The sequence below is a fragment of the Blastocatellia bacterium genome, from assembly GCA_025054955.1.
GTDB lineage: Bacteria > Acidobacteriota > Blastocatellia > HR10 > J050 > JANWZE01.
This window is the reverse complement of record JANWZE010000025.1, coordinates 157,768-184,150: the sequence shown is the minus strand read 5'-3', so window position 1 is coordinate 184,150 and position 26,383 is coordinate 157,768. Positions and strand designations below refer to the sequence as shown.

Below are 26,383 nucleotides of genomic sequence, written 5' to 3'. Positions count from 1 at the left end.
CGTGGTGTGCGATAGCACATGAGCGATTCCTCTGAAAATAGCCCACCAAACACACGAAGCTCACGAAAGAATTGTCTTTTCATCCTTCGTGGCGCGCGTCAGCTCATGGGCGATTCCTGCTTTTTGGCTCCACAAACACGGCCTTTTTCTCGATGATTGGTATAAGCGACGCGCCACGCGTGTGACCGGCTGAACCCTCAACGAAGTGTCAGCCGGTCGCTCGGCAGCGTGTCCGCGCAGCCGGTCATCGGCTGCGTTCCTATCGGGTTTGTTGCAGAATGGTGACGTGGAACGTGCCGAAGGCGCGACGGTCCTGATTGGGTCGCACTGCGAGCAATTTCGTATTCAACACAACAGTCTTGGCCGTTCCGCGGTAAATTCGCGCGCGCACGTCGCCGCCAAATCCTTCGTCGCGCAATTCGACCCAGTCGGCCTCTGCGCGTGGATCAAGGGCAATGGTGATTTCTACAAGAAAGCGTCCTTCACTGAGAAAAACTTCGTAGCGGTCGGCTGGCTCCCTTGTGCCCGGCACATCGAACGTACCGGCTTGCACACTGCCCGACGATTGGGCATGCGCAGGCGCCGCGCTGCTGCACAAAAGTAGCATGACAAGGCACAGTCTCACGCGAGGTCGCATCAGTTTCATGTCCGGTCTCCTTCACCTCATAATGATCAGAACGGGATTGTACCGCCGACATGCGTGGTCAACAATCATGCAGCGAGGCGCAAAGGTTTGTCGCGCAAGATCGGTCAGCGTCGCGCCATCCAAGCATGAACGAGCGAACAAAACAAGCCCGCGAACCGGAATGGCTTGTCACCGGATTTTTCTGGTGTGGCTGCTGCGGTCATGTTCCAATTGACTTGACGGCTCGCGCTGGCTTCCCCTAGGCTAGCCCTCCATGTCACGGAGGAATGATACATGAACAACACCTGGCAACACGAGTATGTGCAAACCAATGGCATCCGGATGCACTATGTTACACAAGGCGAAGGGCCGCTCGTCATCCTGCTTCATGGTTTCCCGGAATTCTGGTATTCATGGCGACACCAGATTGTGGCCTTATCAAGCCGGTTTCGCGTTGTCGCGCCCGACATGCGCGGCTACAACGACACCGATAAACCCGAAGGCGTACAGGCCTATCATATCTCCCATCTCATCGCTGATGTCGCCGGGTTAATTGAAGCGTTGGGCGAAAAGAAAGCTGTTGTGGCCGGGCACGATTGGGGTGGCGGCGTGGCTTGGGCCGTCGCCATGTACCGCCCGGATGTCGTTGAGAAACTGATTATCCTGAATGCCCCTCACCTGGGCGTCTTTCAACAGCACATCTTGAAAAATCCTCGGCAGAGCATGCGAAGTTGGTACATGTTCTTCTTCCAGTTTCGCGAGGTCCCGGAAAAGCTGCTGAGCATGAACAACTATGCGTTCGTGCGGCGCGCGTTCGCTGGCGTGCTGGACGAGGCAGAGATTGATAAGTACGTAGAAGCCATCGCCAAGCCCGGCGCGTTGACGGCGGCTATCAACTACTATCGCGCTTCAATCAACGAGGAATACCTGCTCGGCGCGATTGGTCAGCCACCGCCGCTGCCGCGTATCACCGCGCCGACGTTGGTCATCTGGGGGGAAGAGGATCCCTATCTGGGACGCGAGTTAGTAACCGAGACGCAATCGCAGATTGATGGGCCGTTCACGCTGCGATGGATTCCCGGCTGCGGACACTGGGTTCAACAAGAGAAGCCGGAGCTGGTCAATCAATACATGCTGGAGTTTCTGACCTGATCGCTGGTGAACCCAAGAGCTGATCCAGCCAGGGGCCCCAGCGGGTCACCGAATCAATCCGGCTTGACCGGCGTGATCAGCGCGCAGCTCAGCGGCAATTTCATTGGCGACGGCGCGCGCTCTGGCCAGTTGATCCGGCGGAAATGAAATCGCAGCGACAGCGGCATGACCGCCGCCGCCATAGCGTTCACAAATCTGGGCAAGGTTATGTGTGCGTGGCATCGGGCTCCATGGGTTGGACCCAACGGAGACCTTTGAACGCGCTGACGAGAGACTGACGCCGACGCTATAGCGCGCCTCTGGAAACAGGTAATAGGGAATGAATTTATTGTAGCCTTCAACCGGATGTTCGCTGACATCAAAGAAAATCACGCCATCCTGGGTATGGGCGTGCTGCTTGATGATCTGGATGGTTTGCAAGTGCCACTCATACAGCGACTCGAATGGTTCGGCCACATACGGCTCGGCCGCGATGCGAGCGAGCGATTTGGTTTGAAAATCGTGGATGATGCGCTCTGATAAGGCGGGATCGCGCGAGGCTTCCACGACCAACAACACGCGCATGGCCGGTTCACTCATTTCAACGGCAGCACCGGCATTGGGGTACTGGGCGCCGTCAATAATGTCTGCCCAACGAACCAGCTCATCCATCTCGGGGCATGACCAACCAAACCGTTGCTGAGTAACCGTGGCAATGAACTTGGTGCAGGAGCGAAAGGACGGATCGAGGTATTTTTTGCCGCTTCGATCCTGCCGGAAGTGCGCTTCATCAGCTTCATTCAGGAAGGCGCTCTCATGGTGATCAAACCACCATGTCAATCGCGACGAGCTGCAATACTTGAAATCAACGATGGCGTTTTCATCACCGTCGAACAGCTCTTCTTCAAACAGCTTGTCAGCCCGATGCATCAGCCCTTGATAGCTAAAGGTGACATCTGGATGAACTGCTTCCCGATAGAAGCGGGAAAAGAGCGCCGCTGATGCTAACCCATCAAAACAATTTCCGTGATAGAGCACTTTCATCTTCATAGGCACTACAAAAAGCGTGAAATGATAGCCAACCTGTCATTCTTGAACAAGCCAGATCAGCTAATCCCGCGCGCTCAGAGCGTGGTCGGGTAAGGTAGACACGCTCTGGGCGCATGCGTTTTAGTGTCATGACTCAGAACGGGTGCTCTAACGAGAGGTAAACAAAAATCCCTCGGTCGCCACGTGATGGGCCAATGCCGAATGGCACAGCAATACCGGGCACAATCTGAAGGCCGGACTTGAAGTTGATGGCAAATCGCATGCCGGGATTGAGCAGAAACGTCACATCCCGTTCTTTGCGACTGGCAGCGACGACCGCTTCGTTGGAGAAATAGGCGGCTTCCATCATGATGTTGAAGTTGGGTCGCGCCAGAAAAATGGCGCTGCCGCCAAGGTTGTAGCCCAGCGTATCGGCTTTGGTTCTATCTGGCGCTTTGGCGTTGGGCGTGGCAGTGAACCCGCCGTTCCAGTGTGTGACCACCTTATCGCCAATCTCCACACTGAGCGGAATGTTCACCTGATAACCGACGGCGTCTGTGCCGAGTCCGTCGTCTAGATCACCGGTGGGCAGCAGCAGTGAAAATCGCGGCGCTAATGCCACCGGCCCGTTGAGCACAAGTTGGTAGCGATAATTTAAGGCGATATCACCCAGGCCCGTTTGCTTGGTAATATCGTCGCCCAAACGGGCTAACGGAAGCGTGTAGGAGAACTGCGACCGCTGACCGCCGACCGGCCATTCCTGTGTGAAGGTGTATAACCACGTGTTGCCACGATCGAATTGGAATGTCTGAATGTGCTGGACGACGCGCTTCTCTTGATTATACGCCTCTTCGATCAGGAAAGAGTTATCTTGAATCTTTTGACTCTGAGCGAAGACGCTTTTCACACCGAGCGCGAGAATCACACAGACGCAAAGAGCGATTGGTTGGATCACGTTCGATTCCTCCTGAAAGTTTTGTCTGATTTGATCATGCCGAATAGAACCGCTGATTGTTACTGCTTTGCATTCTTCCAACGAAAATGACTTCTCGCTATTTGATCATGCCGAATGGAATCACGGTTTGCTACGGGATCAGTAGCAGCTTGCCGCTGGTCTTGCGTTCTTCAAGCTGGCGCTGCGCCTCGGCGGCCTCAGCCAGCGGAAACGTGCGTTCAATACGCAGTTTTAGCCGACCGTCTCTGACCCATGAAAAGACGTCGTTGGCGCGTTGCTGCAATTCTTGTCGCGTGGCTGTGTAATGAGCCAGCGTCGGCCGCGTGAGGAACAACGAGCCTTTGGCTGAGAGCAGGCCGGGATCGAAGGGTGGAACTGGGCCGCTGGATTGGCCGAACAAGACCAAGTAGCCACGCGGTTTCAAGCAATCGAGGCTCTTATCAAACGTGGCCTGACCGACCGAATCATAAACAACCTCTACGCCGCGCCCTTCGGTGAGTCGTTTCACCTCTTGGGCGAAGTCGGTTTGCGTGTAGAGAATGACGTCGTCTGCGCCGGCAGCTTTGGCCAGCGCGGCTTTTTCTTCAGTCGAAACCGTGCCAACGACGCGAGCGCCGCGCTGCTTAGCCATTTGAACCAGAAGTTGGCCTGTTCCGCCAGCAGCGGCATGGACCAAGGCAGTATCACCCGGTTTTAACGGATAAGTGCTATGAGTCAGGTAATGAGCGGTCATCCCTTGCAGGAGGGCGGCAGCCGCAGTGGAAAAGTCCAGCCCTTCAGGCAGCGGCACCAGTTTCCATGCAGCCACGATTGCATACTCGGCGTAAGACCCTTGCGACATCGCATAAGCGACGCGGTCACCAACTCGCACGTCGGTGACATCAGCGCCAAGCGCATCAACCACACCGGCGCCTTCCATGCCGGGCGTGAACGGCAACGGACTTTTATACAGGCCAGTTCGGTGATAAATGTCAATGTAATTGACGCCGGACGCGTGCAACTTGACACGCGCCTCGCCGCGACCCGGCTCCGGCAAGGGAATATCTTCAAGCCGAAGCGCCTCGATGCCTCCGAATTCATGCACGCGAATGGCTTTCATCTGTGGCACGGCCTCCTTCAGAACCGATTTTTTGCAGGCGCATGACAGTACTGATTTCTACGCTGTCTGTCAACTGTTACTTGATGAGCGAGCCGACAGCACTGACCAATCCTGGGAAGACGGCCGGCGCTTGGCCATCGGGCGTCATCCGCTACAATCCAGCGCGAGGCGCGAACAACACGCTCGTTTCAGCGCCGGTTCTCTGATTTGTCAATTCTACTGGCGTGTGCCACAATTGCTCGCTCTGGATTTCCCTTGCAATACCTAATAACGGGCAAACAATCAGGAGGTCTGCCATGATTGATTTTGAATTCACTGAAGAACAATTGGCGGTCGAGAAGATGGTGCGAGAGTTTGCGGCCAATGAAGTTGCGCCGCGCATCCGCGAGCTGGACGCCAAAGGGGAGTTCGACCCTTCCATTCCGCGAAAGATGGGCGAACTGGGCATTTTAGGAATTTGCGTGCCGGAGCAGTATGGCGGCGCCGGCGCTGATTATATCTCTTTTGGTCTGGCCTGCGAAGAACTGGAGTATGTGGATACATTCTTGCGCGTCTTTCTGTCGGTTCACACTGGGCTCAACTGTCTGACGTTACTGGCGTGGGGCAACGAAGATCAAAAGCAACGCTATCTTGTGCCGCAAGCCAAGGGAGAGAAACTGGCCACCTACGCATTGACTGAACCTAACGCTGGCTCCGATGCCGTTGGCATTCAAAGCACGGCTGTCAAAGATGGTGATGATTACGTGCTCAATGGCGAAAAAATTTGGATCAGCCTTGCCGATGTGGCCGATTCGTGGATCACGTTCGCCTGGACGGATCAAGAGAAGAAGAAAAACCGCGATCACAGTGGCATTTCGGCGTTCATCGTCGAGCGTGGGTTTGACGGCGTCAAGACCGGCACGTTGCATGGCAAGCTCGGTGTGCGCGCCGGCAACACGGGTTGGATTTCCTATCAAGATGTGCGGGTGCCCAAGGCGAATCTGCTCGGCGAAGAAGGTGAAGGCTTCAAAATCGCCATGTTTTGTCTGGATAATGGGCGATACACGGTGGCTGCCGGCGCCACCGGCTTGATTCGGGCTTGCCGTGATGCCTCCGTGCGCTACGCGCTCGAGCGCAAGACATTCGGTCAACCAATTGCTCATTATCAGTTGGTCAAAGAGATGATCGCGGAGATGGAGGCCGATTATCAATCGTGCCGACTGCTCTGGCTCAAAGCCGGTTGGATGAAAAATGTTGGCTTGCGCAATACCAAGGAGACATCATTGGCCAAACTGATGGCCACCGTAGCCAGCGAACGAGCCGCCGGCAACGCCGTGCAAATTTATGGCGCGTATGGGTTCTCCAACGAGTATCCGGTGGAGCGATTCTATCGCAATTGCAAGGGCGCGGTGATCTACGAAGGTACCCGTGAGATTCACAAGCTGATGCAGGCCGATTACGTACTAGGGTTGCGCAAAGACAAACCGACGCGAGTGACATTGCCGGCTTGGGAACCGAAAAAATAACGGCTGGCCAACGGCACAGCAGCGATCACATCCCGTCGCACGAGCGATGATTGAACGGTGCTCATCCACCGATTCACTTGTTGCTCGTGCGATGAACAACCGGTGATGACATGCTCACCATGCGCTGAAGTGCATGGCTAACGTCAACGAGCCGCTACGCGGCCAGCGTATGCTCCAGCTCACGAGTCATGCACAGTCTTCAATTACGCGACGGCACGATATGAACGAGAAACACGTAACGGAAGGCAGCAGGCGGTCATCGCCGGTCTTTGGTCTCTGGGCTATTTTCAGGAATCGTCCACGTGCGGTTGCACGACACGAAGCATCAAATGGCGCACAGGCGGGACGCCTGCGCCACATTCTCTGAGGAATCGCCCATGAACTTACGCTCACCACGAAGCATGAAAATGTTATTTTCATAGGAGGGAGCTATGCACGAAACGAAACCATTCATGGAAAGAGAGCTTGCGTTGGAATTCTTGCGCGTAGTCGAAGCTGCGGCCATTGCGGCGGCTCGGACGATGGGACAGGGTGAACGCAAGTATTCTGACCACGTGGCAGTTGAAGCGATGCGACAGGTGCTCGATACAGTCCCGATTCGCGGCACCATCGTGATTGGCGAAGGCGAACGTGATGAAGCGCCGATGCTCTATATTGGCGAGCAGGTCGGCATCGGTTACAAGAATCCTGAGCCAGGCGTCAGCTACGCCGATGTGGACATTGCTGTTGATCCACTGGAAGGAACCAACCTGTGTGCGACCGGCGAGCCAAACGCCATTGCTGTGCTGGCAGCAGCAGAAAAAGGCGGCTTGCTAAACGCGCCGGATACTTACATGGAAAAGATCATTGTCGGACCGGGCTGCGGCGAAAACCTGGATATGGATGCACCGGTCGCTGATAACCTGAAGGCGATTGCCAAGGCGCTTGATCGGCGGGTGGATGATCTGGTGGTGATTGTGCTGGATCGTCCACGTCATGAGCAATTGATCGCCGATATTCGCAAGGCCGGCGCTCGCATCAAACTGATCAGCGACGGTGACCTCTCAGCCGGCATCTCAGCGGCCGTATCTGGCACTAACGTGCATGCGGTCATGGGCATTGGCGGCGCGCCGGAAGGCGTGCTGACAGCGGCGGCGTTGCGTTGCTTGAATGGCTTCATGCTGGGTCGCCTCAAACCGCGCAATCAAGCGGAGGTTGAACGCATGCAGGCGATGGGCATTACCGACTTGAACAAAGTCTATACCAAGGAAGACCTGGCGCCCGGCGAGAACATCATCTTCGCCGTCTGTGGCGTCACCTCCGGGACGTTGCTCGACGGTGTGCGATTTTGGGGCGGCGGCAAACGGACGCACTCGCTCGTCATGACGCACAAGTGGCGTCACATTCGTTTCATTGACACGATTCATCTGGAAGGCGGACCGAACACGCGCGTGCGATTGTGAGCGCGTGCCACCGAGCGTCACCGAAACCGACAAAGGCACGAGCCTCTGCATGCGAGCAGCTCGATCCGTGATCCGCTTCCCTGCTCCTTTGTCCTTCGCCCTCGTGGTTGATGTTGATGAAGGCGTTCATTGAAAAAGTGCGCCGCACGATAGCCCGTCATCGGATGTTAGAAGACGGCATGCGGGTGATCGTGGCGGTTTCCGGCGGGCCCGATTCAGTTGCCCTGCTGTGCGTCCTGCATCATCTGAAGCAGCAGTGCTACCCGGCGCTCTCGCTACACGTGGCGCACCTGAACCATCAGTTGCGAGGACCTGAGTCAGATGAGGATGAAGTCTTCGTGCAGGCGTTGGCTGCCCAGTTGGGCTTGCCCTGCGCGTGGACGAGACTAGACATCAAGGCGCTCGCCCGCCAGCAAAAACGAAATTGCGAAGAAGTCGCCCGAGAGCAACGATACGCGTTCTTGCGACGCCTCGCCGCAGACACAGCCGCTCACCGTATTGCGACCGGTCACACGATGACAGATCAAGCCGAGACGGTGTTGATGCGGTTGGTGCGTGGCGCCGGCGCTGATGGCTTGAGCGCCATTTGGCCGGTTGTTGATGATCTGATCATTCGTCCGTTGCTCGATGTCACGCGTGAGGAAGTGTTGAACTACTGTGAGCACATTGGCGTCGCTTACCGGCTTGACCCAACGAATCTGGACCTGAATCGCTCGCGCAATCGCATTCGTCACGACATCATGCCCTCGTTGAGTGATCTGAATCCGCGAGTCGCTGAGTCGCTGGCGCGAGCGGCTCAGCAGGCACGTTGCGACGAAGATTACTTCGCTCAGCTTGTCCGCCAAGTGATGCCGGCCTGCCTGGCCTCGTCCCGGCCTGACTCACTCAGTTTGAACGTGGCCGAACTTCAAAACCTGCCCGCGGCAGTGCGTCGGCGCGTCTTGCGTGCTGCCATTGGTCAGTTCAAAGGTCACATGCGAGGCATCACCGCTTGGCATGTAGAGGCGCTGGAACAGCTCTGTCAGACCGGCATGAGTGGCCGACGCCTCCAATTGCCGGGACTGGTCGTCTGGCGCGAGTTTGACCGGCTGACGCTACGACGCCCTGAGTTGCCTTCGCCACCGATGATGCAGCCACTGATCGTTGGCCAGACGGCTCACTGGGGATCATTTGGCCTGACGCTGCATCGCGCTCTGCCACGGGCAGTCGAAGCTTCAACGCCCAACGCCGCTCTACTGGATGATGAGGCGTTGCCAACGCATTTGTTCATTCGGGCGCGCAAGCCGGGCGACCGTTATGTGCCCGTTGGGCATCGTCAGCCGGAGAAGGTCAAACGGCTGATGCAAGAGCATCACGTGCCGGTCTCCCAACGGGCTCATTGGCCGTTGGTGGTTAGTGGTGTGGATGACTCGATTGTCTGGACTCCTTGGCTACCAGTGGCGGCGCCGTTTGCTCCGACCGCTTGCACCAAACGGTTTGCCCTCATCACTATTGAGCCGGTTGAGTGATTGATGGACAGACGCTCTGATAACCGGCAACGCCGGCGTGCTGACTGACCATCTGAGACACGTCATGAGGATTGCGGCCACTTTGAAGAAAGTAACCGATATGTGTTAAAATGGCGTCTCTCATGGTAGGAGGATAGGACCTTGGATTCAAGAGTGCGACAATTGATCTTTTGGGTCATCATGATTGGAGCGGCGGTGCTCCTGTATAACGTCATTGAGAATTCCAACAACCCCGGCGTCAAAGAGCTCTCTTACTCGGAGCTGCTGGACGAAATCGAGAAGGGCAATGGTTTGGAAGCCACATTCGATGATTCGGAAGTCACGGGCAAGCTGAAAACCAATCAGCGATTCCGAACGGAAATAGCCAATCCGGAAGTCCAGGCCAAGCTGGCTGAACGCATGTATGCCCAGAAGATGCAGGTCCGCTGGAGGAATGGCAGCAGCGGCCTATGGCTTTCGTTCCTGACGTGGGGTGTTCCGTTCCTCTTGTTTCTCGGTCTATGGTTCTTCATGCTGCGGCAGATGCAAGCCAGCGGCAACAAGGCGTTGAGCTTCGGCAAAAGCCGCGCTCGGCTGCTCTCCAATCAGCAAAAGCGCGTCACATTCAAAGACGTCGCTGGTGTGGACGAAGCCAAGGAAGAGTTGGCCGAAATCATCGAATTTCTCAAAGACCCGCAAAAGTTCCAGAAGCTCGGCGGGCGCATTCCCAAAGGCGTCTTGTTGATGGGACCACCCGGCACTGGCAAGACGTTGCTGGCGCGCGCGGTCGCTGGCGAAGCCGGTGTGCCGTTCTTCTCGATTTCTGGATCAGAGTTCGTTGAGATGTTCGTGGGCGTAGGCGCATCGCGCGTGCGCGATCTGTTCGAGCAAGGCAAAAAGAATGCTCCGTGCATCATCTTCATTGATGAGATTGACGCCGTTGGACGGCATCGCGGCGCTGGGCTGGGCGGCGGCCATGATGAGCGTGAGCAAACACTCAATCAACTGCTGGTCGAGATGGACGGATTTGAATCCAACGACGGCGTGATCCTGATCGCCTCAACCAACCGTCCGGACGTGCTCGACCCGGCCTTGCTGCGTCCCGGACGATTCGACCGTCGGATCGTTGTCAACCGACCCGATTTGAAAGGCCGCGAAGAGATTCTTCGCGTGCACACCCGAAAAGTGACGTTGGCCGATGATGTGGACATCCGCGTGGTGGCGCGCGGCACGCCTGGATTTACCGGCGCCGACTTGGCCAACCTGGTCAACGAAGCAGCCCTGAATGCAGCCCGGCACAATCGCAAGGCGGTGACCATGACCGACATGGAAATCGCTAAAGATAAGGTGCTGATGGGCGCCGAGCGTCGCTCCATTGTCATCAGTGAGGAAGAAAAACGCAACACGGCCTATCACGAGGCCGGTCATACGCTCGTCGCGTTGAAAGTGCCTCATGCTGACCCTGTCCACAAAGTCACTATCATTCCGCGCGGGATGGCGCTGGGATTGACACAACAACTGCCCGAAGCAGACCGCTACATGCACACACGCGAGTACCTGGAAAGTCAGATCGCCATCCTGATGGGAGGTCGCATCGCCGAAGAGATTTTCATCAACGACGTGACCACCGGTGCCAGCAATGACCTGGAACGCGCCACCGAGCTGGCTCGCAAGATGGTCTGCGAATTTGGTATGTCAGAACTCGGCCCGCTCACCTTCGGTCAACGCGACGAACAGATTTTCCTCGGCAAAGAGCTGATCCGCCATCAAGATTACAGCGAAGATACGGCGATCAAGATTGACAACGAGGTGCGGCGCATTGTGATGGAACAATACAACCGAGCTAAGTCGCTCATCCTGGAACATCGAGACGCTGTCGAACGATTGGCGCAAGCCCTGCTGGAACATGAAACCTTAGAAGGATGGCAGATCAAACGGCTTGTCGAAGGCCTGCCACTGGACGATTCCGAGCCGTCTTCGCCGCCCACTCAAGATGGTCAACCACAACCGGAGGAAGCTAGCCCTGGCCTGCTGAAGCCGTCTCTGATTCCACCGGTCCGTGGTGGCACGCCGCAACCAGCATAGGAAAAACAGCTACCCGAGCGGCTTTCACGTGAATTTACCTGGCACGCCTCTAGGCTGTACCCTCGTGGCTTCGTGTGCGCTTCGACTGACTGGCCACTGCGCTCAGGCGGCTAACCCGATGGCTGCCGAACATGCGTGGAAATCTCCAACCGCGTCCCATCGGTTCGGATCGTGATCGTCCCTGAATGGCCGGTCTGCCAAAGTCGAACGCGCCGCGCTCGGTACCGCGCCACCACCTCTTGATGCGGATGTCGGAATGGACTGTGCGCCCCGACCGGAATCACTGCATCACGCGGCCGGACGCGATCAATGAACGCTTCCGATGATGAGGTGCGACTCCCGTGATGCGGCACTTTCAATACGTCGCAGGAGAGATCAGGATACCGCCCCATCAGCACCTGCTCGACCACCTCTGTGATGTCGCCGGTCAACAGAATGCGCCGATGCCCATAGGTCAACTTCATTACGACCGATTCATCATTGCCCCACCCTGCGGGTTGAACAGGGACGCGCGGCGGCCATAAGACATCAACGGCGACGCCATCAATGCTGAATCGGTCGCCGGCGGCAATCGCTTGAATTGGAATTCGATTGGCCCGACGCGCCGATTCCAACAATGTGAACTCGGCATCCTCGGTCGGCAGGCGAGCCAACAAGACACGACCAACGCTGAAGTTGTTGAACACATCGCTGAACCCTTGTATATGATCCGTGTCAGCATGCGTCGGCAGCGCGTAATCAATCCGGGTGATGCCCTGTGCCCATAGGAAATTGGAGACGACTGCCTCGCCGATTGTTTGTGTGTCTTCGATAAAGTCCGATTCCTCAGCGCCGGATGAACCGGTCGCGCGAAATGATGGGCGACCGCCACTATCCACCAGCATGCTCGCGCCCTGCGGAAATTGAATCAACACGGCGTCGCCCTGACCAACATCCAAAAACGACACTGTCAACCAACCCTCTTGATGGCGCACGCTGCCCGGATGGGTCACGATGATCACCACGTTGAAGAGCAGCAACAGAGCAGCCGCTTGATGACGAAATCGCCATAACGATTCTCCAACGGAACCCAACCATGTTGCGCTTGACGGCGCGACGGAACGTAGCCGTGTTGCGCTTGACGGCGCTGTCAGCATCGTCGCGCTGCCAATCCGAAGTGGCTGCCATCTGTGCACGGCAAAGACAAAGAACACGAGTGGGACGAAGTACAGCCCGTAGACCCATCGCGCATCGGATGTATACTCGGCAACGCGAAAGCTCGCCCAGCGAAATTGCAACAGCGGCTGCATACTCTCGTTCATGCTCGAGGCCAACCAATCGGCAAGCTTCACCAACGGGCTTGCCCACGCCATATTCAGTTGCGCGATTGCGAATGCGAGAAAAGCAATGAGCATCAGCAGCGCGATGAACAAACTGACAGTCACATTGAGCAAGACGCCGGCCAATGTCACACGATGGAAATAGAGGATCATGGCCGGCAGCATGACGATCTGCACGACTGATGAAATGACGAGCGAGAGGCAGACAGCCCGCAACAGCGGTTGCACACCAATGAGGCGATTGATCCACTGCGCCAGTGCGGCCTTTTCAACGCGAAAGCGAATCGGCGACCGTTGTTGCTCTCGATCAAAGGCACGTTGATCCCAGTACATCACTTCGGCCAGCCAACGACACCACGGCGGGCATTGCGGCGGGTAGGGCGCTGACGAGGATGGGCGCCACGTCCCAATGGCACGCCATCGAGCGATCAGTGGGAAGGCCAACAACACCATCGAAGCAACGGCCAGGCAGGTCAGTTGAAAGCCGGGAGCAAACAACTCACTCGGTTTGATGACGAGCAAGATGAATGCTGCCACGCCCAGCATATTGGCCGCCTGCGCCTGGCGAAACACAATGAGCGCCACGAGCGCCACCGTTGTCATCACGGTCGCTCGTACAATCGGCGCTTGATCGAGGCCAACCATCAACGTATAAGCCCAGAGCAACCCGCTGACGGCGACAAATTGAAACCAGCGATTCCGCCACAGCGTCGAGAAAATTCCTATCAAGATGGCTGCCAGAAAACTAACGTGTGACCCGGAGATGACCAGCAGATGGAAGGTTCCGCCCGCGCGGAATCTCTCAGCTACATCGCGGCTGAGAAAATATCGGTTGCCGAGAAAGACAGCTTTGAGAATTGCCGCCGTCTGGCCATCGAAGAGGCGATCAATAGCGGCTTCAGCGCGCCGCCGGCCTTCATACAACCGCGCCATGAGCCGATGACCTTGATCGCGCGCAAGCACACTTACTAAGCGTGGACTCTTCAAGACACCTGACGCATCAAAGCCTCGTTGGTCGAGAAATTCCGTGTATTCAAACGAGCCGGGATTGCGATACCGATCGGCCCGTTGCAAGGTGGTGAGCGCTCGAATGCGAACGCCGTAACTCAGCCGGAGCTGATCCGAGAGTTGCTGCATCACCTCGTCGGTCAACGGCAGCATCAGCCGCACACGACCACGCGCATGCTGCTCGACCGTGCGCGACTTGACCCGCTGAACTTCTATGTCCAAATAGACGCGCTCGGGCGCCGCGACAGGCATGCCTGAAAGCACGCCGATGATCTGCACAGGCTCATGGGGCTGAATACGCCCGGCTTGATACAACGAACGAATGCGATACGGCGCCGGCGCCGATTGCTCAAGCCGAAACAATAAACCGCCGGCGCACACAAACCCAATCAGCAGCGCGGCAGACGTCATGTGAGCCCCATACCGACCGGCACGCGATGAACCAACAATCAAGCCGACCAGAGCAATCAAGCAACAGATCAAGGCGAGTCCATACAACATGAGCAGCGGCATGTTCAGACTGCCGGCCAGCGCAATGCCGACGCAGTACGCCGCTGCCACAAACAACATTGGTTGGAACGTCAGAGAGAGCGGGGCGAAACGCTCACGCATGCTCGTCGAAGGGTTCGACTGTAATCATCCATTCGTCCATCAGCGAGGGATCAACCTCCTGAATGAACAGGGATGGGCTGAGAATCAGAGTTCGATGGCGTTCTCGCGCCAGCAACGGATAGCACAAGTAAAGCTCGTCTTTGGCGCGCGTCACCGCGACGTAAAAGAGCCGTCGCTCTTCTTCGATGGATTCCTCGTCTTGCAAAGCGCGAGCTGAAGGAAAGCGGCCATGAGCAGCCCAGACCAGGAAGACGACGCGCCACTCCAAGCCTTTGGCTTGATGAATCGAAGAGAGCACCAAAAACTCCTCTGGGTCGCCGCTCTGCATAACATCTTCGCCATGCAAACCGTCGCGCCAACTGAAGCGCTCAGTGCCGATCAGCGCCACTTCGCTGAGGAACGCTTCCGCCGATTGATAGCGAGCGGCGAACGTGGCCAATTGCCGCAAATCATCGAGCCGCGCCTCGGCGTTGGCATAGTTGGCCCGCACGTGATCCACATAACCGCTATCGAGCACAGCTTCAATCTGCGCCGATGGCGAATCAATATGCTGCACGTCAGTGAGCCGCGCGACCAAAGAAATAAACTCCTTCCAACCAGCCTCAGCCCGCGCCGGCACGAGCCCCAACGTAGTGACTGCTGTCAGCGGGTCTCCTGTCGCGGTAAGCTGTTGCCACACCCGCGTCGCCGTGTTTTTGCCTACGCCGGGTATCAATTGAAGGACGCGCATCCAGGCCAGCTCGTCGTATGGATTGCTGACGAGCCGGACATAAGCCAGCACGTCTTTGATGTGGGCTTGCTCAAAAAATCGCACGCCGGACCGCACAAGGTAAGGAATGCCTCGTCGCACTAATTCGACTTGAATTTCCATCGAGTGATAATGCGACCGATAGAGAACGGCCATCTCGCTCAGCGGAATGCCGGCATCGCGCAGCTCCAACGCGCGACTGACGACGAAATCAGCTTGCTCATACACATCGCGCGCCGGAATGAGCGCCGGCTTCACGCCACCGCGACGCCGGGCGCGTAGCGCCTTAGGAAATTGCTTCTGGTTGCAAGCAATCGAGGCATTGGCTAGCTCTAACACAGGCGGCGTGCTGCGATAATTCACTTCCAGCCGCACCACCTGCGCGTCGGGATACCGCGCGGGAAATTCGTAGATATTGCGAAAATTCGCGCCCCGCCAGCTATAGATTGACTGCGCGTCATCGCCGACGACCATCACATTCCGATGCACGACGGCCAGTTGATCAACGATGTCAGCTTGGATCGCGTTCGTGTCCTGATATTCGTCCACCAGGATGTGCATGAATTGGTTGGCATAGCGATGGTGAATCGTTGGATGCTCATCAAGCAACCGTTTCCAATTCAGCAGCAGGTCATCATAGTCCATCAAATTGTCACGTTGCTTGCGTTGGCGATAGATCGCGCTGACCAGCGCGATGTCCAGTGTGAGCGGCTCAAAATAGGGATAGGAACGTTCGATGACCTGCTCGATCGAACTCGAGGTGTTAGCCGCAAGACTGATGATGTCGCCCAGCACTTCACCTCGCGGAAACCGTCGCGCCTTGATGTCAATCCCTGCCTCGCGCACGCACAGGCTGATCAGGTCGCGGCTATCTTCTGCATCGAGGATTGTGTAATTTGGCGTGTAGCCTAGAAGCTCGGCATGTTCCCGCAAGACGCGATTCGCAATGTGATGAAATGTTCCACCCCACAGTTGCGGCAAGCTGGTTTGCAATAGCGCTTCGACGCGCCGGAGCATTTCGCGCGCCGCCTTATTGGTGAATGTCACCAGCAAAATCCGTGATGGATCAACGCCGTGCTCGATGAGCCAGGCGACGCGATAGGTCACCACGCGGGTCTTGCCCGAGCCCGCGCCGGCGATCACCAACAACGGCCCTGCGCCCGCTGCGACAGCGGCATACTGTTGATCGTTCAACTCAGCCCGATAATCAACGCGCAGTCGCTGCGTAGTCGGACGCTTCAGAACATACCGTCTCATCGCTGCTCGGCAGGGCTTTCTTGCGCCAGTGGTGACGCTCGCTGTTCAACGCTTCGTCTCTTGAATCGCGCACCGCCAAGGCGCTCAGTTCCTCGCGCCGGTGGCGGCGCTAGCTATTCAACAACCGCTCGATCACTTCGACGCTCGCATTCAGCGCGTCGTCCAGCTTCTCCGGCGAACGTCCGCCAGCCTCAGCCAAATCGGCTCGCCCGCCGCCGCCACCGCCGACCTGACGCGCCAACTCTTTGACAATCTGGCCGGCATGCAACCGTCCAACCAAATCTTTGGAAACACGCACGACAAGCGAGACCTTTTGATCTTCGACGCGCCCCAACACGACAACACCGGATTCGAGCTTACTGAGGAGCTGATCGGCCAATTCACGCGCGCCGGCGGCATCCAGGCCTTCGATCCGCTCAGCCAGCACGCGCACGCCGTTGACCTGTCGCACACGTGAAGCAATCTGACCGACCGACTGCCGAGCCAGCTTCAGTTTCAATTGTTCCAACTCCCGCTGCGTCGCCTTCAACTCCGCTTGTAACCGCTCGACCATCGGCACAACCTCCTGCGCCGACGTATTCAACATGGCGGCCAGTTGCGCGAGCCGTTCTTCATCTTCCTGAAATCGTTCGAGCGCGGCTTTGCCGGTAACCGCTTCAATTCGACGCAAGCCGGCGCCGATGGACTCTTCCTTAATGATCTTGAACACGCCAATGTCGCCGGTTCGACTAACATGCGTGCCGCCGCACAACTCGACGCTAAAGCCAGGCACCGTCAGCACGCGCACATGCGTCCCGTACTTCTCGCCGAAGAACGCAATAGCGCCGGCATTGAGCGCTTCGTCCAGCGGCAAAACATCAGTTCGCACATCCGCGTTGCGCAGGATTTGCTGGTTGACGAGCGCTTCAATTTCTTCGATTTCGTCAGGCGTGAGCGGCGCAAAATGCGTGAAATCGAACCGCAAGCGGTCCGGCGCGACCAGACTTCCCGCTTGCTTCACATGCGGGCCTAGCACGGCGCGCAATGCGGCATGAACCAGATGCGTAGCCGTGTGATGAGGCCGAATCCGCGACCGACGTTCAGCATCCACTATTGCTCGGACAGAATCGCCAACCCGAATGTAGCCTCGCTCGACCACGAGCTGATGGACGTGCTTGACATGCAGCGCCGTCCCTTGCTCAGTGAACGTCTTCGATATGCAGTCTGTGACCAAAGCTCTCAGGTGCTCGCCTTCGATCACGCCTGTATCGCCGATTTGTCCGCCAGCTTCGGCGTAAAACGGCGTCCTGTCCAGCACGACATCAGCCTGCATGCCTTCTGTTGCTTCTTCAACTTTTTGTCCATTCACAAAAATGTGGGTGACGGTCGCCTCCGCTTCGAGCGTGTCATATCCTAGAAATTCACTGACGATCTCTTGTTGAGACGTTGCCTCGACGGCCCCTTGTTTGTCGGCCAACGAGGCTTTCCATCCAGCCTGCGCACGCTGACGTTGCTGCTCCATCTCCTGCTTGAATCCCTCCCAATCCACCGCATAGCCGCGCTGGTCGGCGATGTATTGAATGAGGTCCTCGCGCAGCCCGAATGTGTCATACAGCATGAATGCATCCTTACCGGCGATGACCTGCCCGGCCGTGCGCGCCATAACTTCGTCGAGCTTGCGCAACCCGCCGGCGATGGTCGAACTGAACAATTTCTCCTCGTGCGTCACCACGCGCTCAATGGTTGACCGCGCATCCAGCACTTCGGGAAAAGCCTGCCCCATCAGGTCAGCGACGAAGATGGCCACCTTGTAAAAGAACGGCGACTCGATGCCCAGTTTGCTGCCATGCCACAATGCGCGACGCATGATCTTTCGCAACACGTAGGCGCGCGATTCATTGCCCGGAAACACCCCGTCGGCGATCAAGAAGGCAGTAGCGCGGGCATGGTCGGCGATCACCCGCATGGATACGCCATCGTCGCTACTAGCGAGGTAATCCTTGTGCGCCAATGAAGCAATGAACTCAACAATCGGGCGGATCAGGTCTGTTTCATAGTTCGAGCGTTTGCCTTGCAACACCGCGGTGAGCCGCTCCAGGCCCATGCCCGTATCTACTGACGGCTTCGGCAGCGGCGTCATCTGGCCTGTTTCATCACGATTGAACTGCATGAACACCAGATTCCAAATTTCAATCGTCTCATGGCCTGGCCCATTGACCAGCTCAGCGCGATTCTGACTCAAATCGTCGCCCTGAAAGTAGTGAATCTCACTGCATGGCCCGCACGGGCCGGTCTCGCCCATGGCCCAGAAGTTCTCTTTCTCACCAAATCGCAGGATGCGCTCGGGCGCAGCGCCAACTTTCTTCCACAATTCAAATGCTTCGTCGTCGTTTTCATAGACGGTGAACCACAAACGCTCAAGCGGCAATCGGTAATAATCAAGCAGCAACTCCCAGGCAAACTGAATGGCCTCTTCCTTGAAATAATCGCCGAACGAGAAATTCCCCAGCATGGTGAAAAACGTATGATGGCGCGGCGAAGGACCAATCTCGTCCAGATCATTGTGCTTGCCCGATACACGCAAGCACTTTTGCGCGGTGGCAGCGCGGACGTATGGCTTCTTTTCGCTGCCGAGGAAGACGTCCTTAAATTGCACCATACCGGCATTGGTAAACAGCAATGTGGGATCGCTGCGAGGCACCAGCGATGAGCTGGCCACGATCGTATGACCTCGCTCGCGGAAAAAATCAAGAAACATCTGCTGAATTTCCAACCATGTCATAGGCTTTGTTTGCTCGTTGTGCATAGTCTTTGAAACGGCAAAGGATACTGCACTGGCAGAGTCCTGACAACCGGCGCAATGAGCCTGATCGGTTCGGCTTGCTGGGCGCCATTCCACGGCGTGGCTCATCCCTTTCTTAGATGAATCGCTCATCTACCCACACGCCACGAAGGACAAAACCCGCACGTGCCTGTTCGGAACAGGCTCAAAGGCATGCCAAGAGGTATCACACCCAGAGACTCTTTGAGGCAAAAGAGCCTGAGATGATCTGCGCGGTGGGCAATCAACCAGCAGGCCTCCGTTCATCACTTTCAGGAGGAGAGCTCCTCCTGGCGCGGCTTGCCGAATAACCACGCAATCCCGATGCTCAGGATATACAACAGGATCATCGGGAGGGCGAACACCAACAGATTCGGAATGTCGCCGGTCGGCGAGATCACCGCAGCAACAACAAAGATGGCGACTAAGACGACCCGCCACGGCTGCACCATCTTTCGCGGCGTCACCACACCGATCCGCGCCAAGAAAAAGGTGATCGTAGGAATTTGGAACACAGCGCCCAGACCGAGCATGATGATCAGGATGAGATTGAAGTATTCACCAGCGTTGATCAGCGGACGAAACCCACTGGCCAATCCCAACAACCACTCGGCAGCGCGAGGAAAGGCAATCTTGTAGCCGAAGGCCGCGCCCAAGAGGAAAAAGATCGAACCCATGAATATGAACGGGAGCGCGTAACGCTTTTCGTGTTTGTAAAGACCCGGTGAAACGAATGCCCATGCTTGATACAAGATGAATGGCATGGCGAAAAAGATGGCGGCATAAAAGGCTACTTGAATGTACAACGAGAAAGCGCCCGGCACTGTGCTAATAATCAATCGTTCACTGGGTCGAGCTGGCTGGACCTGAACAGGCAGCGGCGTTCCTGCCGGAATCACGGTTTGGCCGACAACCCACGCTTCTTTGGTCACCACTACCAGTTGGCCGTTGCGGCGTTGCACTGTGCCCGGTATGGTGACGCCCGCCGGAATGGGAATATCGCCCAGCCGACTCTCCTCACGGAACGTGTATTGAACGGAATCGTTCTCTTGCAACGACCAGACGGGTGTCGAACGAACGACACTGGCCAACTGAGTACGTTCGACTCGCTCCAACACTTCCAGCACCGGCTTCTCTAAGAAGTGATAGAGACGCTCAGCAAACGTCCAACTGAGGACGAAGAAGACTGCCACCGCAATGGCAGAGTAGGTCAACCGACGGCGCAGCTCGTCCAAATGATCGAGCAGCGACATCTCACCTTCGCGGAGTTCCTCTGCTGCCTCATCCGCGTCCGTCGGCACGCTCACTCGGTTGCTCATCATGGGTTATCATCAGGCGCTGAAGCGCGGGTCTTCCTCCGTCTCGGTGTGAACTGCCGGCGTGGGCGTCACCGACGGTTCGGTGGACACGGCGCCACGCGGCGAAGCAGGCGACGCGGAGGATTGAAGACGTTTTTCCTCCATGGTGATCTCTTGCTCCCAGGAGCGTTTGAAATCTTCCGATGCGCGGCGAAACTGAGCGAGGCTCTCGCCAATCGTGCGACCCAGTTGTGGCAGCTTGCGCGGACCGAAAATAATCAGCGCAATTACGAGGATAAAGATGATTTCAGTTGTTCCCAACGAACCAAACATCGTGGCCTCCGTTCGAGTTTCCCATATCAACCGTCGTTAGGATTTGGGCACGAGCCGGACCGGCCTGTTTTCCCCTACAGTCATTGAATGGATACTATCCGTCACAATCGGAGCTGACGTCAAGGGAGCACAAACAGTGTGGCGTTGCAATGTGACTGCTCGAAAGACGAGATTTCCGTTGACAAGGTGGTGCGATCATCTCGATTGTGCTTTGAAAGCGCCATGCACAGTTGCTCGTGAGTGCTTCTCAGTTGTGTCAATCCGCAACCCACACACAGGGTGAGTTAATTGAAGCGGGTGCGTAAATCCGCCGCGCGGGTGGCGCAGTGAAGTGAGCTCGGTTTTTCAAAGCCAATGGCATGAAGTTAAAAAGCTCATAGAACACGGATGACGCGGATTTGGCTGATCAACGCGGATCAATCGGCGATAATCCGCCGCATCCGCCGCATCCGCGTTCTATCCAAACTCCACGATTAATGCCATTCATGGAACACGGATGACGCGGATTTGGCTGATCAACGCGGATCAATCGGCGATAATCCGCCGCATCCGCCTCATCCGCGTTCTATCCAAACTCCACGAACTAATGCCATTCACGGAACACGGATGACGCGGATTTGGCTGATCAACGCGGATCAATCGGTGATAATCCGTCGCATCCGCCTCATCCGCGTTCTATCCAACTCCACCAACCTAATGCCATCGGCCACACAGGGGCACCGCTACAAGAACGTGGTCTTTCTTTCCGCATACTAAGTAGGTGGACATGGGAGATTTTGGGGGACGTTTTGGCGTGCGGTGACGTGTCACCGCTTTCCGGCCAAAGCTGCGACACATCACAGCACTCCAGAAACGCCCCGAACTTTTTGTCACATTACTTAGAGCGATTTTCAATTACCTTTAGCTTGGGGGCCGCTGATGCACGCTGCAAGCGTGCGCTCCCAAGACAAACTCATTCGCAAACCGCTCTAGGCTCATTTTTGCTGAGCCGCGCCAGCGGCGGCGAGAAGGTAGCCAGACGTGCAACGTCTGGGACAGTAGATCAAACAATGGTGGCGCGTTGGAGACGCGCCAAGACATGCACGTTTGTGGCCAGCGACCAAACAGCATGAACGACCGATGAGGGAACGGGCGGCGCTCCTTCAGGCGTGATGAAGTGGGGATGGCGCCCTTCCAGACGTTGCACCCTACAACCGCCTTTACCCTGCTCTTCGCCCACACAGATGAAGTGGGGATGACGCCCTTCCAGACGTTGCACCTCTGGTGAACTGCTGTTTACGTCTCCGGCGCAAGCTGACCTTGACGGTGCTCACTGGCCACTTGCCGTTGGTCAAGAAGAAAAGCGCAGCCGTTGCTCAATGAGCATGTTTTTGAACCGATCCACCTCAAGCGCGAATTCCGGTGGGATGAACGTCGTCGAGCTATACTCGGTGATGATGACCGGGCCTTTCAACCGGCACCCGACCGGCAAATCATCGCGCGAATAAACGGCCACTGGTTCAGCATGGTCTTTCACCACAACCAACTCATAGCGTGGTCGTGGCCGCTGGCGCGCATCGGCTTGATAGGATTTCAGTCGGGGTTTCTGGACGCGCCCGATGCAGCGAATTCGCGCCGAGACGATCTCCGTCGGTCGAGATGGATCGGCATAGCCGTAACGAATTTGGTGCGCCTGATGAAAATCGCGCTGCCAGCGGTGGCTCCAGGGAATTTCCAGCTCGAACGACTGACCGCAATATCGAACGGCGCAGGCGCGTTCGACACGGACTTGATCGGGATGGAAACCTTCCGACGCTAATTCCTTGCGACCAACCGATTCCAGTCGTCGAAAGACGCGCTCCAGTTGCATCTGGCTGGCTTGCTCCCCTGGCAACATCACGGTCTGCGAATAATCTTTCTGCACATCGGCCAGCAGCGCGCCCAGCGCCGAGAGCGTCCCTGGGCTCAACGGGACAATAATCCGACGGATGCGTAGCGCCTGCGCCAGCGCGCACACGTGCAGTCCACCCGCGCCGCCAAAACACACCAGTGTGAAGTCACGCGGGTCATAGCCGCGCTCGATAGAAATTTTCCTCAGCGCCCCTTCCATGTTCGCGTTGGCTACGTTGACAATGCCAAGCGCCGCCTGCTCGCGGCTGATCTTTCGGCCTGTGGCCTGCGACATAGCCTGTGCAAATGCGTCCATGTATGACGCGGCCCGTTGGTCATCAAGCAACATCTCACCGCCGAGCAACGCGCGCCCGCCAAAGCGACCGAGAATCAAATTCGCATCCGTGACCGTCACCGCTTCACCCTTGCCGTAACAGACAGGTCCTGGATCAGCGCCGGCGCTTTCAGGCCCGACCCGCAGCGCGCCGCCGGCATCCAATCGCGCAATAGACCCACCGCCAGCGCCGACTGTGTGAATGTCAATCACCGGGATCGCGACGGGCAAGTCAGCCACCTGCGCTTCATTGGTCGTCTGTACACGCCCAACGCACAGCGATACGTCCGTCGAGGTTCCACCCATGTCAAACGTGATGATACGGTCAAAGCCGCTCTTGCGAGCCACAGCCAAGGCGCCAACGACGCCGCCTGCCGGCCCCGATAACACAATGCGGACCGGCTCGCGGGCCGCGGCCTCAGCAGACATTGAACCGCCACTGGACTGCATCACACGCAGCCTGACGCCGCCCTCACGCCCCTTTCGTTCAGCTCGTCGCGCGCGCGCCGTGGCGTCAAGTTGACTGATGGCGTCAAGCTGCCTGACGCCATCGAGCAACCGCTGCAAATAGCGCCCGGCCAACGGCATCACATAGGCGTTGATGACAACGGTGCTCGTGCGCTCATACTCGCGATACTCAGGCAAAATCCTATATGAGGATGAAATAGGCAAGCCGAGCGCCTCCATGGCCTTTTCGATCAATTGCTCATGTCGCGGGTTGACGAATGAAAACAAGAGACAAATAGCTAGACTCTCAACGCGAGCTTTTCGCACGGCAGCGACTAGCCGCTCAATTTCCGCAGGCTGTAATTCGATAAGCACGTCGCCACGTGGGCCGATGCGTTCGCGTGCGCCGAATCGCAATCCCGCCGGCACCAGCGGTGGCGGCCGATCCACGTTCAAATCGTATAATCGCGGACGCGCTTGCCGACCAATCTCCAGGACATCTTCAAATCCGGCAGTCGTGACCAGCGCCGTCCGCGCGCCGCGACGCTGAAGCAACGCATTGGTGGCAATGGTTGAGCCATGCACAATATCGAATGGCGCACCGGGCCACATCGCTCGGATGCGGGCCAAGCCCTCTAGCACCGCTTTGGCTGGATCATGAGGCGTTGACGGCAGCTTGAAATGCTGCGCCTGCGCATCATGAACGATCACAAAGTCGGTAAACGTACCGCCCGTGTCAATGCCGATTCTGATCCGTTTGCTCGTCATCCAATCAGTCAAGCGATGCTCGCCCACGCTAACCAACAGAGCGGCAGATGAGCAATCATGTCGCCTGCGCCTCAGAGCGACTTTCAGTTGCCTTTAGCTGGGGGCTCCACATCATGCAGGCTCATGCACGCTGGAAGCATGCGCCGCAGGGCAAACTCATTCACAAACCGCTCTGCTCCAGCGATGAGAAGACCTGGTCAGCTTTGGCTGCCCATACAAAATCGCTTTCGGTCAGCCCGTTGATCTTATGGGTCCAAACCATCAACTTGACTTTCCCCCAAGCCAGATAAATATCAGGGTGATGATTCTGCGCTTCAGCCAACGCGCCAATGCGATTGGTGAACTCGAGTGCTTCACGAAAATTCTTAAACCTGTACTCTTTCTCCAGGTGATGCTCTTCAATCACCTGCCAACCGTTGTTCAGTTGATCGAGCAACGCTTTCAGTTCAGGGCCGGTCAAGGGCGGCACGCCACCCCGGCAGGGCACACATTCTTTGTTGGCTAATTCGCTCATCCGTTCAACCTCCTGACGATGTGTTGAAGCGTTGAGTGTACGCAATGGGCTGCGCTTGAGCAAGCACGTTCCCACTGGGATCATTCACATCAGAACCCGACTGAGAGCAGAATAGCCGCTGCTGCACTCAATCGCCGCTGAGGTGACCAGCCGTGCACTGTGCTTCACAATGGGGACTCTGACGAACCTGGCTCAGTAGTCTCACCGACATGAACTGGTTCATCGGGCATGCCTTTATGCGCTTTTGAAGAGGTGGACGCGATTTATGAGATCGCTTCTAGTGTCCCAATCCTGATTCATGTTACACTCTAGGCCTCCAAGATCATCGAGGTAGCGATTATGAAACTTACAGTCTTGTTGTTTGTTCTTGTATTGACCGTGATGGGCCTACCGGCTCGGCACACGGCTCAATCGAAGCGGTCGGCGCAAGAGTACGTCGAGGAAATCAACCGATTGCTATTTGAGGCCGAAGCGGCGGACATTAACGACCTTGAAGCCGATGCACGTCGTCAGCGCGCGCGCACGCTGGCCGCGCAATATGCAGCCAGAGTCAAAGCCGGCAACCCCACGGGCGCTGATCGGCTGTGGCTCGCTTATTTGTACCTTTTCGCTAACGACACCGAAAGAACCATCGTGGCGTTGCGCGAGCTACTGGACGATAAATCGCTCACCGAGGAATACAAGCAGCAAGCGCGACTCTTGTTGGTTGGGCGGCTCTCCGGGCTTGGACGGATGGACGAGGCCGAAGCTATGTTGTCGGCCATTTCTGCCAGCTCATTCAACGTGGAAGAGGCCCGCACACAAGCCCACGAAGCGCTGACGGTCGCCTACACGCGACAAGGCCAGATGGAGAAAGCCGTGCGCCACCAAGAACAGGCTCTGGCTGATGCCCGGCAATCGGGTCTGATTCCACGCATCTGGTACACCGGCGTGGCGCTCGCACAACTCTATGTAGCGATGGATCGCAAGGCCGACGCCGTTAAACTCATGGATGAGCTGAAAGCTTATTTCGAGCGGCAGATGCGACTGGCCGGCGGCGAGCCATGGGACGCGATCGAAACGGCGTTGGAACAAGTGGAAACAACGATCGCCCAGCTTCAGTTGATTGACAAACCGGCTCCCGACATCGCTCCGGTCAAATGGATTAAGGAAACGCCGACGACGCTGGCGGCGCTGCGTGGTCAGGTGGTCGCGCTAGAATTCTGGGCTGCCTGGTGTCCCGACTGCCGGCAGTTTATCCCGGAATTGCGCAATTGGCACATGCGCTACAGTAAGAGCGGCCTCAAGATTCTTTCTCTGACGCGCTTTTACGGATTCAATGGTCGTGAGACCGGCAAAGCCTCAGAGGCTGAAGAACTCGCCTTTCTCTCCAAATTCAAACTTGGCCGCAATATCCCTTACGGTGTGGCGATTGATGACGGTCAAAAAGGCTTCGACGCCTACCACGCGCGTTCGATTCCGACGCTCGCCATAATTGATCGCGCGGGCCGCGTGCGCATGATCTTCACGTGGCATACGAATCCGGCGTTGGCCGAATACATGATTAAGAAATTGCTAGCCGAAGCGGCGCCCACTCAAAGCAATCCCGAACCGAAGCCGCCATCGGAGTGAAACCTGACAACCGATGATGGTGCCATGAGGATTCTGGCGTTTTTGTGTCACAGCGGCGCACGAGTGTAGGAATGTTGCTAAATGAACGCCCGCAGGCCGTGGACCTC

Annotated in this window: 19 protein-coding genes; 7 read left to right on the top strand and 12 right to left on the bottom strand. The window is 56.9% G+C overall.

The features are described 5' to 3' along the window. Positions 1-259: 259 nt before the first annotated feature. On the bottom strand, positions 260-646 hold the full coding sequence (locus NZ823_02890) for a hypothetical protein (protein ID MCS6804072.1): 387 nt from the start codon (positions 644-646) through the stop codon (positions 260-262). 273 nt (positions 647-919) lie between these two features. Between NZ823_02890 and NZ823_02885 the strand changes: the two genes are divergently transcribed. Further along, positions 920-1,777 carry an alpha/beta hydrolase gene (locus NZ823_02885; protein ID MCS6804071.1) on the top strand — a complete coding sequence of 286 codons (858 nt, stop codon included), beginning with the start codon at positions 920-922 and terminating at the stop codon, positions 1,775-1,777. A gap of 45 nt (positions 1,778-1,822) precedes the next feature. Here the strand turns inward: NZ823_02885 and NZ823_02880 are convergent, their stop codons facing one another. From NZ823_02880 to NZ823_02870, 3 genes are all read right to left on the bottom strand, one after another. Further along, complete coding sequence (locus tag NZ823_02880) at positions 1,823-2,806, bottom strand: phosphoesterase (GenBank protein MCS6804070.1); 984 nt, start codon at positions 2,804-2,806, stop codon at positions 1,823-1,825. A gap of 133 nt (positions 2,807-2,939) precedes the next feature. Next, positions 2,940-3,740 (bottom strand): transporter, encoded by an 801-nt coding sequence (locus NZ823_02875; protein MCS6804069.1) that lies wholly within the window; start codon positions 3,738-3,740, stop codon positions 2,940-2,942. A gap of 130 nt (positions 3,741-3,870) precedes the next feature. After that, on the bottom strand, positions 3,871-4,839 hold the full coding sequence (locus tag NZ823_02870; protein ID MCS6804068.1) for a quinone oxidoreductase: 969 nt from the start codon (positions 4,837-4,839) through the stop codon (positions 3,871-3,873). A 41-nt stretch (positions 4,840-4,880) separates the two neighbouring features. Between NZ823_02870 and NZ823_02865 the strand changes: the two genes are divergently transcribed. From NZ823_02865 to ftsH, 5 genes are all read left to right on the top strand, one after another. Continuing rightward, complete coding sequence (locus NZ823_02865) at positions 4,881-5,045, top strand: hypothetical protein (GenBank protein MCS6804067.1); 165 nt, start codon at positions 4,881-4,883, stop codon at positions 5,043-5,045. A 90-nt stretch (positions 5,046-5,135) separates the two neighbouring features. Then, positions 5,136-6,344 (top strand): acyl-CoA dehydrogenase family protein, encoded by a 1,209-nt coding sequence (locus NZ823_02860; protein ID MCS6804066.1) that lies wholly within the window; start codon positions 5,136-5,138, stop codon positions 6,342-6,344. A gap of 452 nt (positions 6,345-6,796) precedes the next feature. Next, on the top strand, positions 6,797-7,786 hold the full coding sequence (gene glpX / locus NZ823_02855) for a class II fructose-bisphosphatase (protein ID MCS6804065.1): 990 nt from the start codon (positions 6,797-6,799) through the stop codon (positions 7,784-7,786). A 116-nt stretch (positions 7,787-7,902) separates the two neighbouring features. Next, entirely contained in the window at positions 7,903-9,294 is a 1,392-nt protein-coding gene (gene tilS, locus NZ823_02850; GenBank protein ID MCS6804064.1) for a tRNA lysidine(34) synthetase TilS, read from the top strand. Between the two features lie 141 nt (positions 9,295-9,435). Next, complete coding sequence (gene ftsH, locus NZ823_02845) at positions 9,436-11,358, top strand: ATP-dependent zinc metalloprotease FtsH (protein MCS6804063.1); 1,923 nt, start codon at positions 9,436-9,438, stop codon at positions 11,356-11,358. Positions 11,359-11,468: 110 nt separating this feature from the next. Here ftsH and NZ823_02840 read toward each other — a convergent pair whose 3' ends face one another. The 8 genes from NZ823_02840 to NZ823_02805 form a co-directional block, all read right to left on the bottom strand. Further along, complete coding sequence (locus NZ823_02840; protein ID MCS6804062.1) at positions 11,469-14,297, bottom strand: ComEC/Rec2 family competence protein; 2,829 nt, start codon at positions 14,295-14,297, stop codon at positions 11,469-11,471. Further along, positions 14,290-16,302, bottom strand: a complete 2,013-nt coding sequence (locus NZ823_02835; protein ID MCS6804061.1) for a UvrD-helicase domain-containing protein — start codon at positions 16,300-16,302, stop codon at positions 14,290-14,292. Before NZ823_02835 ends, NZ823_02840 begins: the two co-directional genes overlap by 8 nt. Positions 16,303-16,411: 109 nt before the next feature. Continuing rightward, positions 16,412-19,063: an alanine--tRNA ligase gene (gene alaS / locus NZ823_02830; GenBank protein MCS6804060.1), complete on the bottom strand. Its 2,652-nt coding sequence runs from the start codon at positions 19,061-19,063 to the stop codon at positions 16,412-16,414. 311 nt (positions 19,064-19,374) lie between these two features. Continuing rightward, positions 19,375-20,424: a twin-arginine translocase subunit TatC gene (tatC, locus tag NZ823_02825; GenBank protein ID MCS6804059.1), complete on the bottom strand. Its 1,050-nt coding sequence runs from the start codon at positions 20,422-20,424 to the stop codon at positions 19,375-19,377. Positions 20,425-20,433: 9 nt separating this feature from the next. Beyond that, the gene (locus tag NZ823_02820; protein MCS6804058.1) at positions 20,434-20,733 is read right to left on the bottom strand and encodes a twin-arginine translocase TatA/TatE family subunit; all 300 of its coding nucleotides are present in this window, start codon (positions 20,731-20,733) and stop codon (positions 20,434-20,436) included. 1,042 nt (positions 20,734-21,775) lie between these two features. Next, positions 21,776-21,991 carry a hypothetical protein gene (locus NZ823_02815; protein MCS6804057.1) on the bottom strand — a complete coding sequence of 72 codons (216 nt, stop codon included), beginning with the start codon at positions 21,989-21,991 and terminating at the stop codon, positions 21,776-21,778. Between the two features lie 72 nt (positions 21,992-22,063). Next, positions 22,064-24,151 carry a hydantoinase/oxoprolinase family protein gene (locus NZ823_02810; protein ID MCS6804056.1) on the bottom strand — a complete coding sequence of 696 codons (2,088 nt, stop codon included), beginning with the start codon at positions 24,149-24,151 and terminating at the stop codon, positions 22,064-22,066. 160 nt (positions 24,152-24,311) lie between these two features. Further along, on the bottom strand, positions 24,312-24,665 hold the full coding sequence (locus tag NZ823_02805) for a 4a-hydroxytetrahydrobiopterin dehydratase (protein ID MCS6804055.1): 354 nt from the start codon (positions 24,663-24,665) through the stop codon (positions 24,312-24,314). A 339-nt stretch (positions 24,666-25,004) separates the two neighbouring features. Here NZ823_02805 and NZ823_02800 point away from each other — a divergent pair, with 339 nt between their 5' ends. Beyond that, positions 25,005-26,276 (top strand): redoxin domain-containing protein, encoded by a 1,272-nt coding sequence (locus tag NZ823_02800; GenBank protein ID MCS6804054.1) that lies wholly within the window; start codon positions 25,005-25,007, stop codon positions 26,274-26,276. The last annotated feature ends 107 nt before the right edge of the window (positions 26,277-26,383 follow it).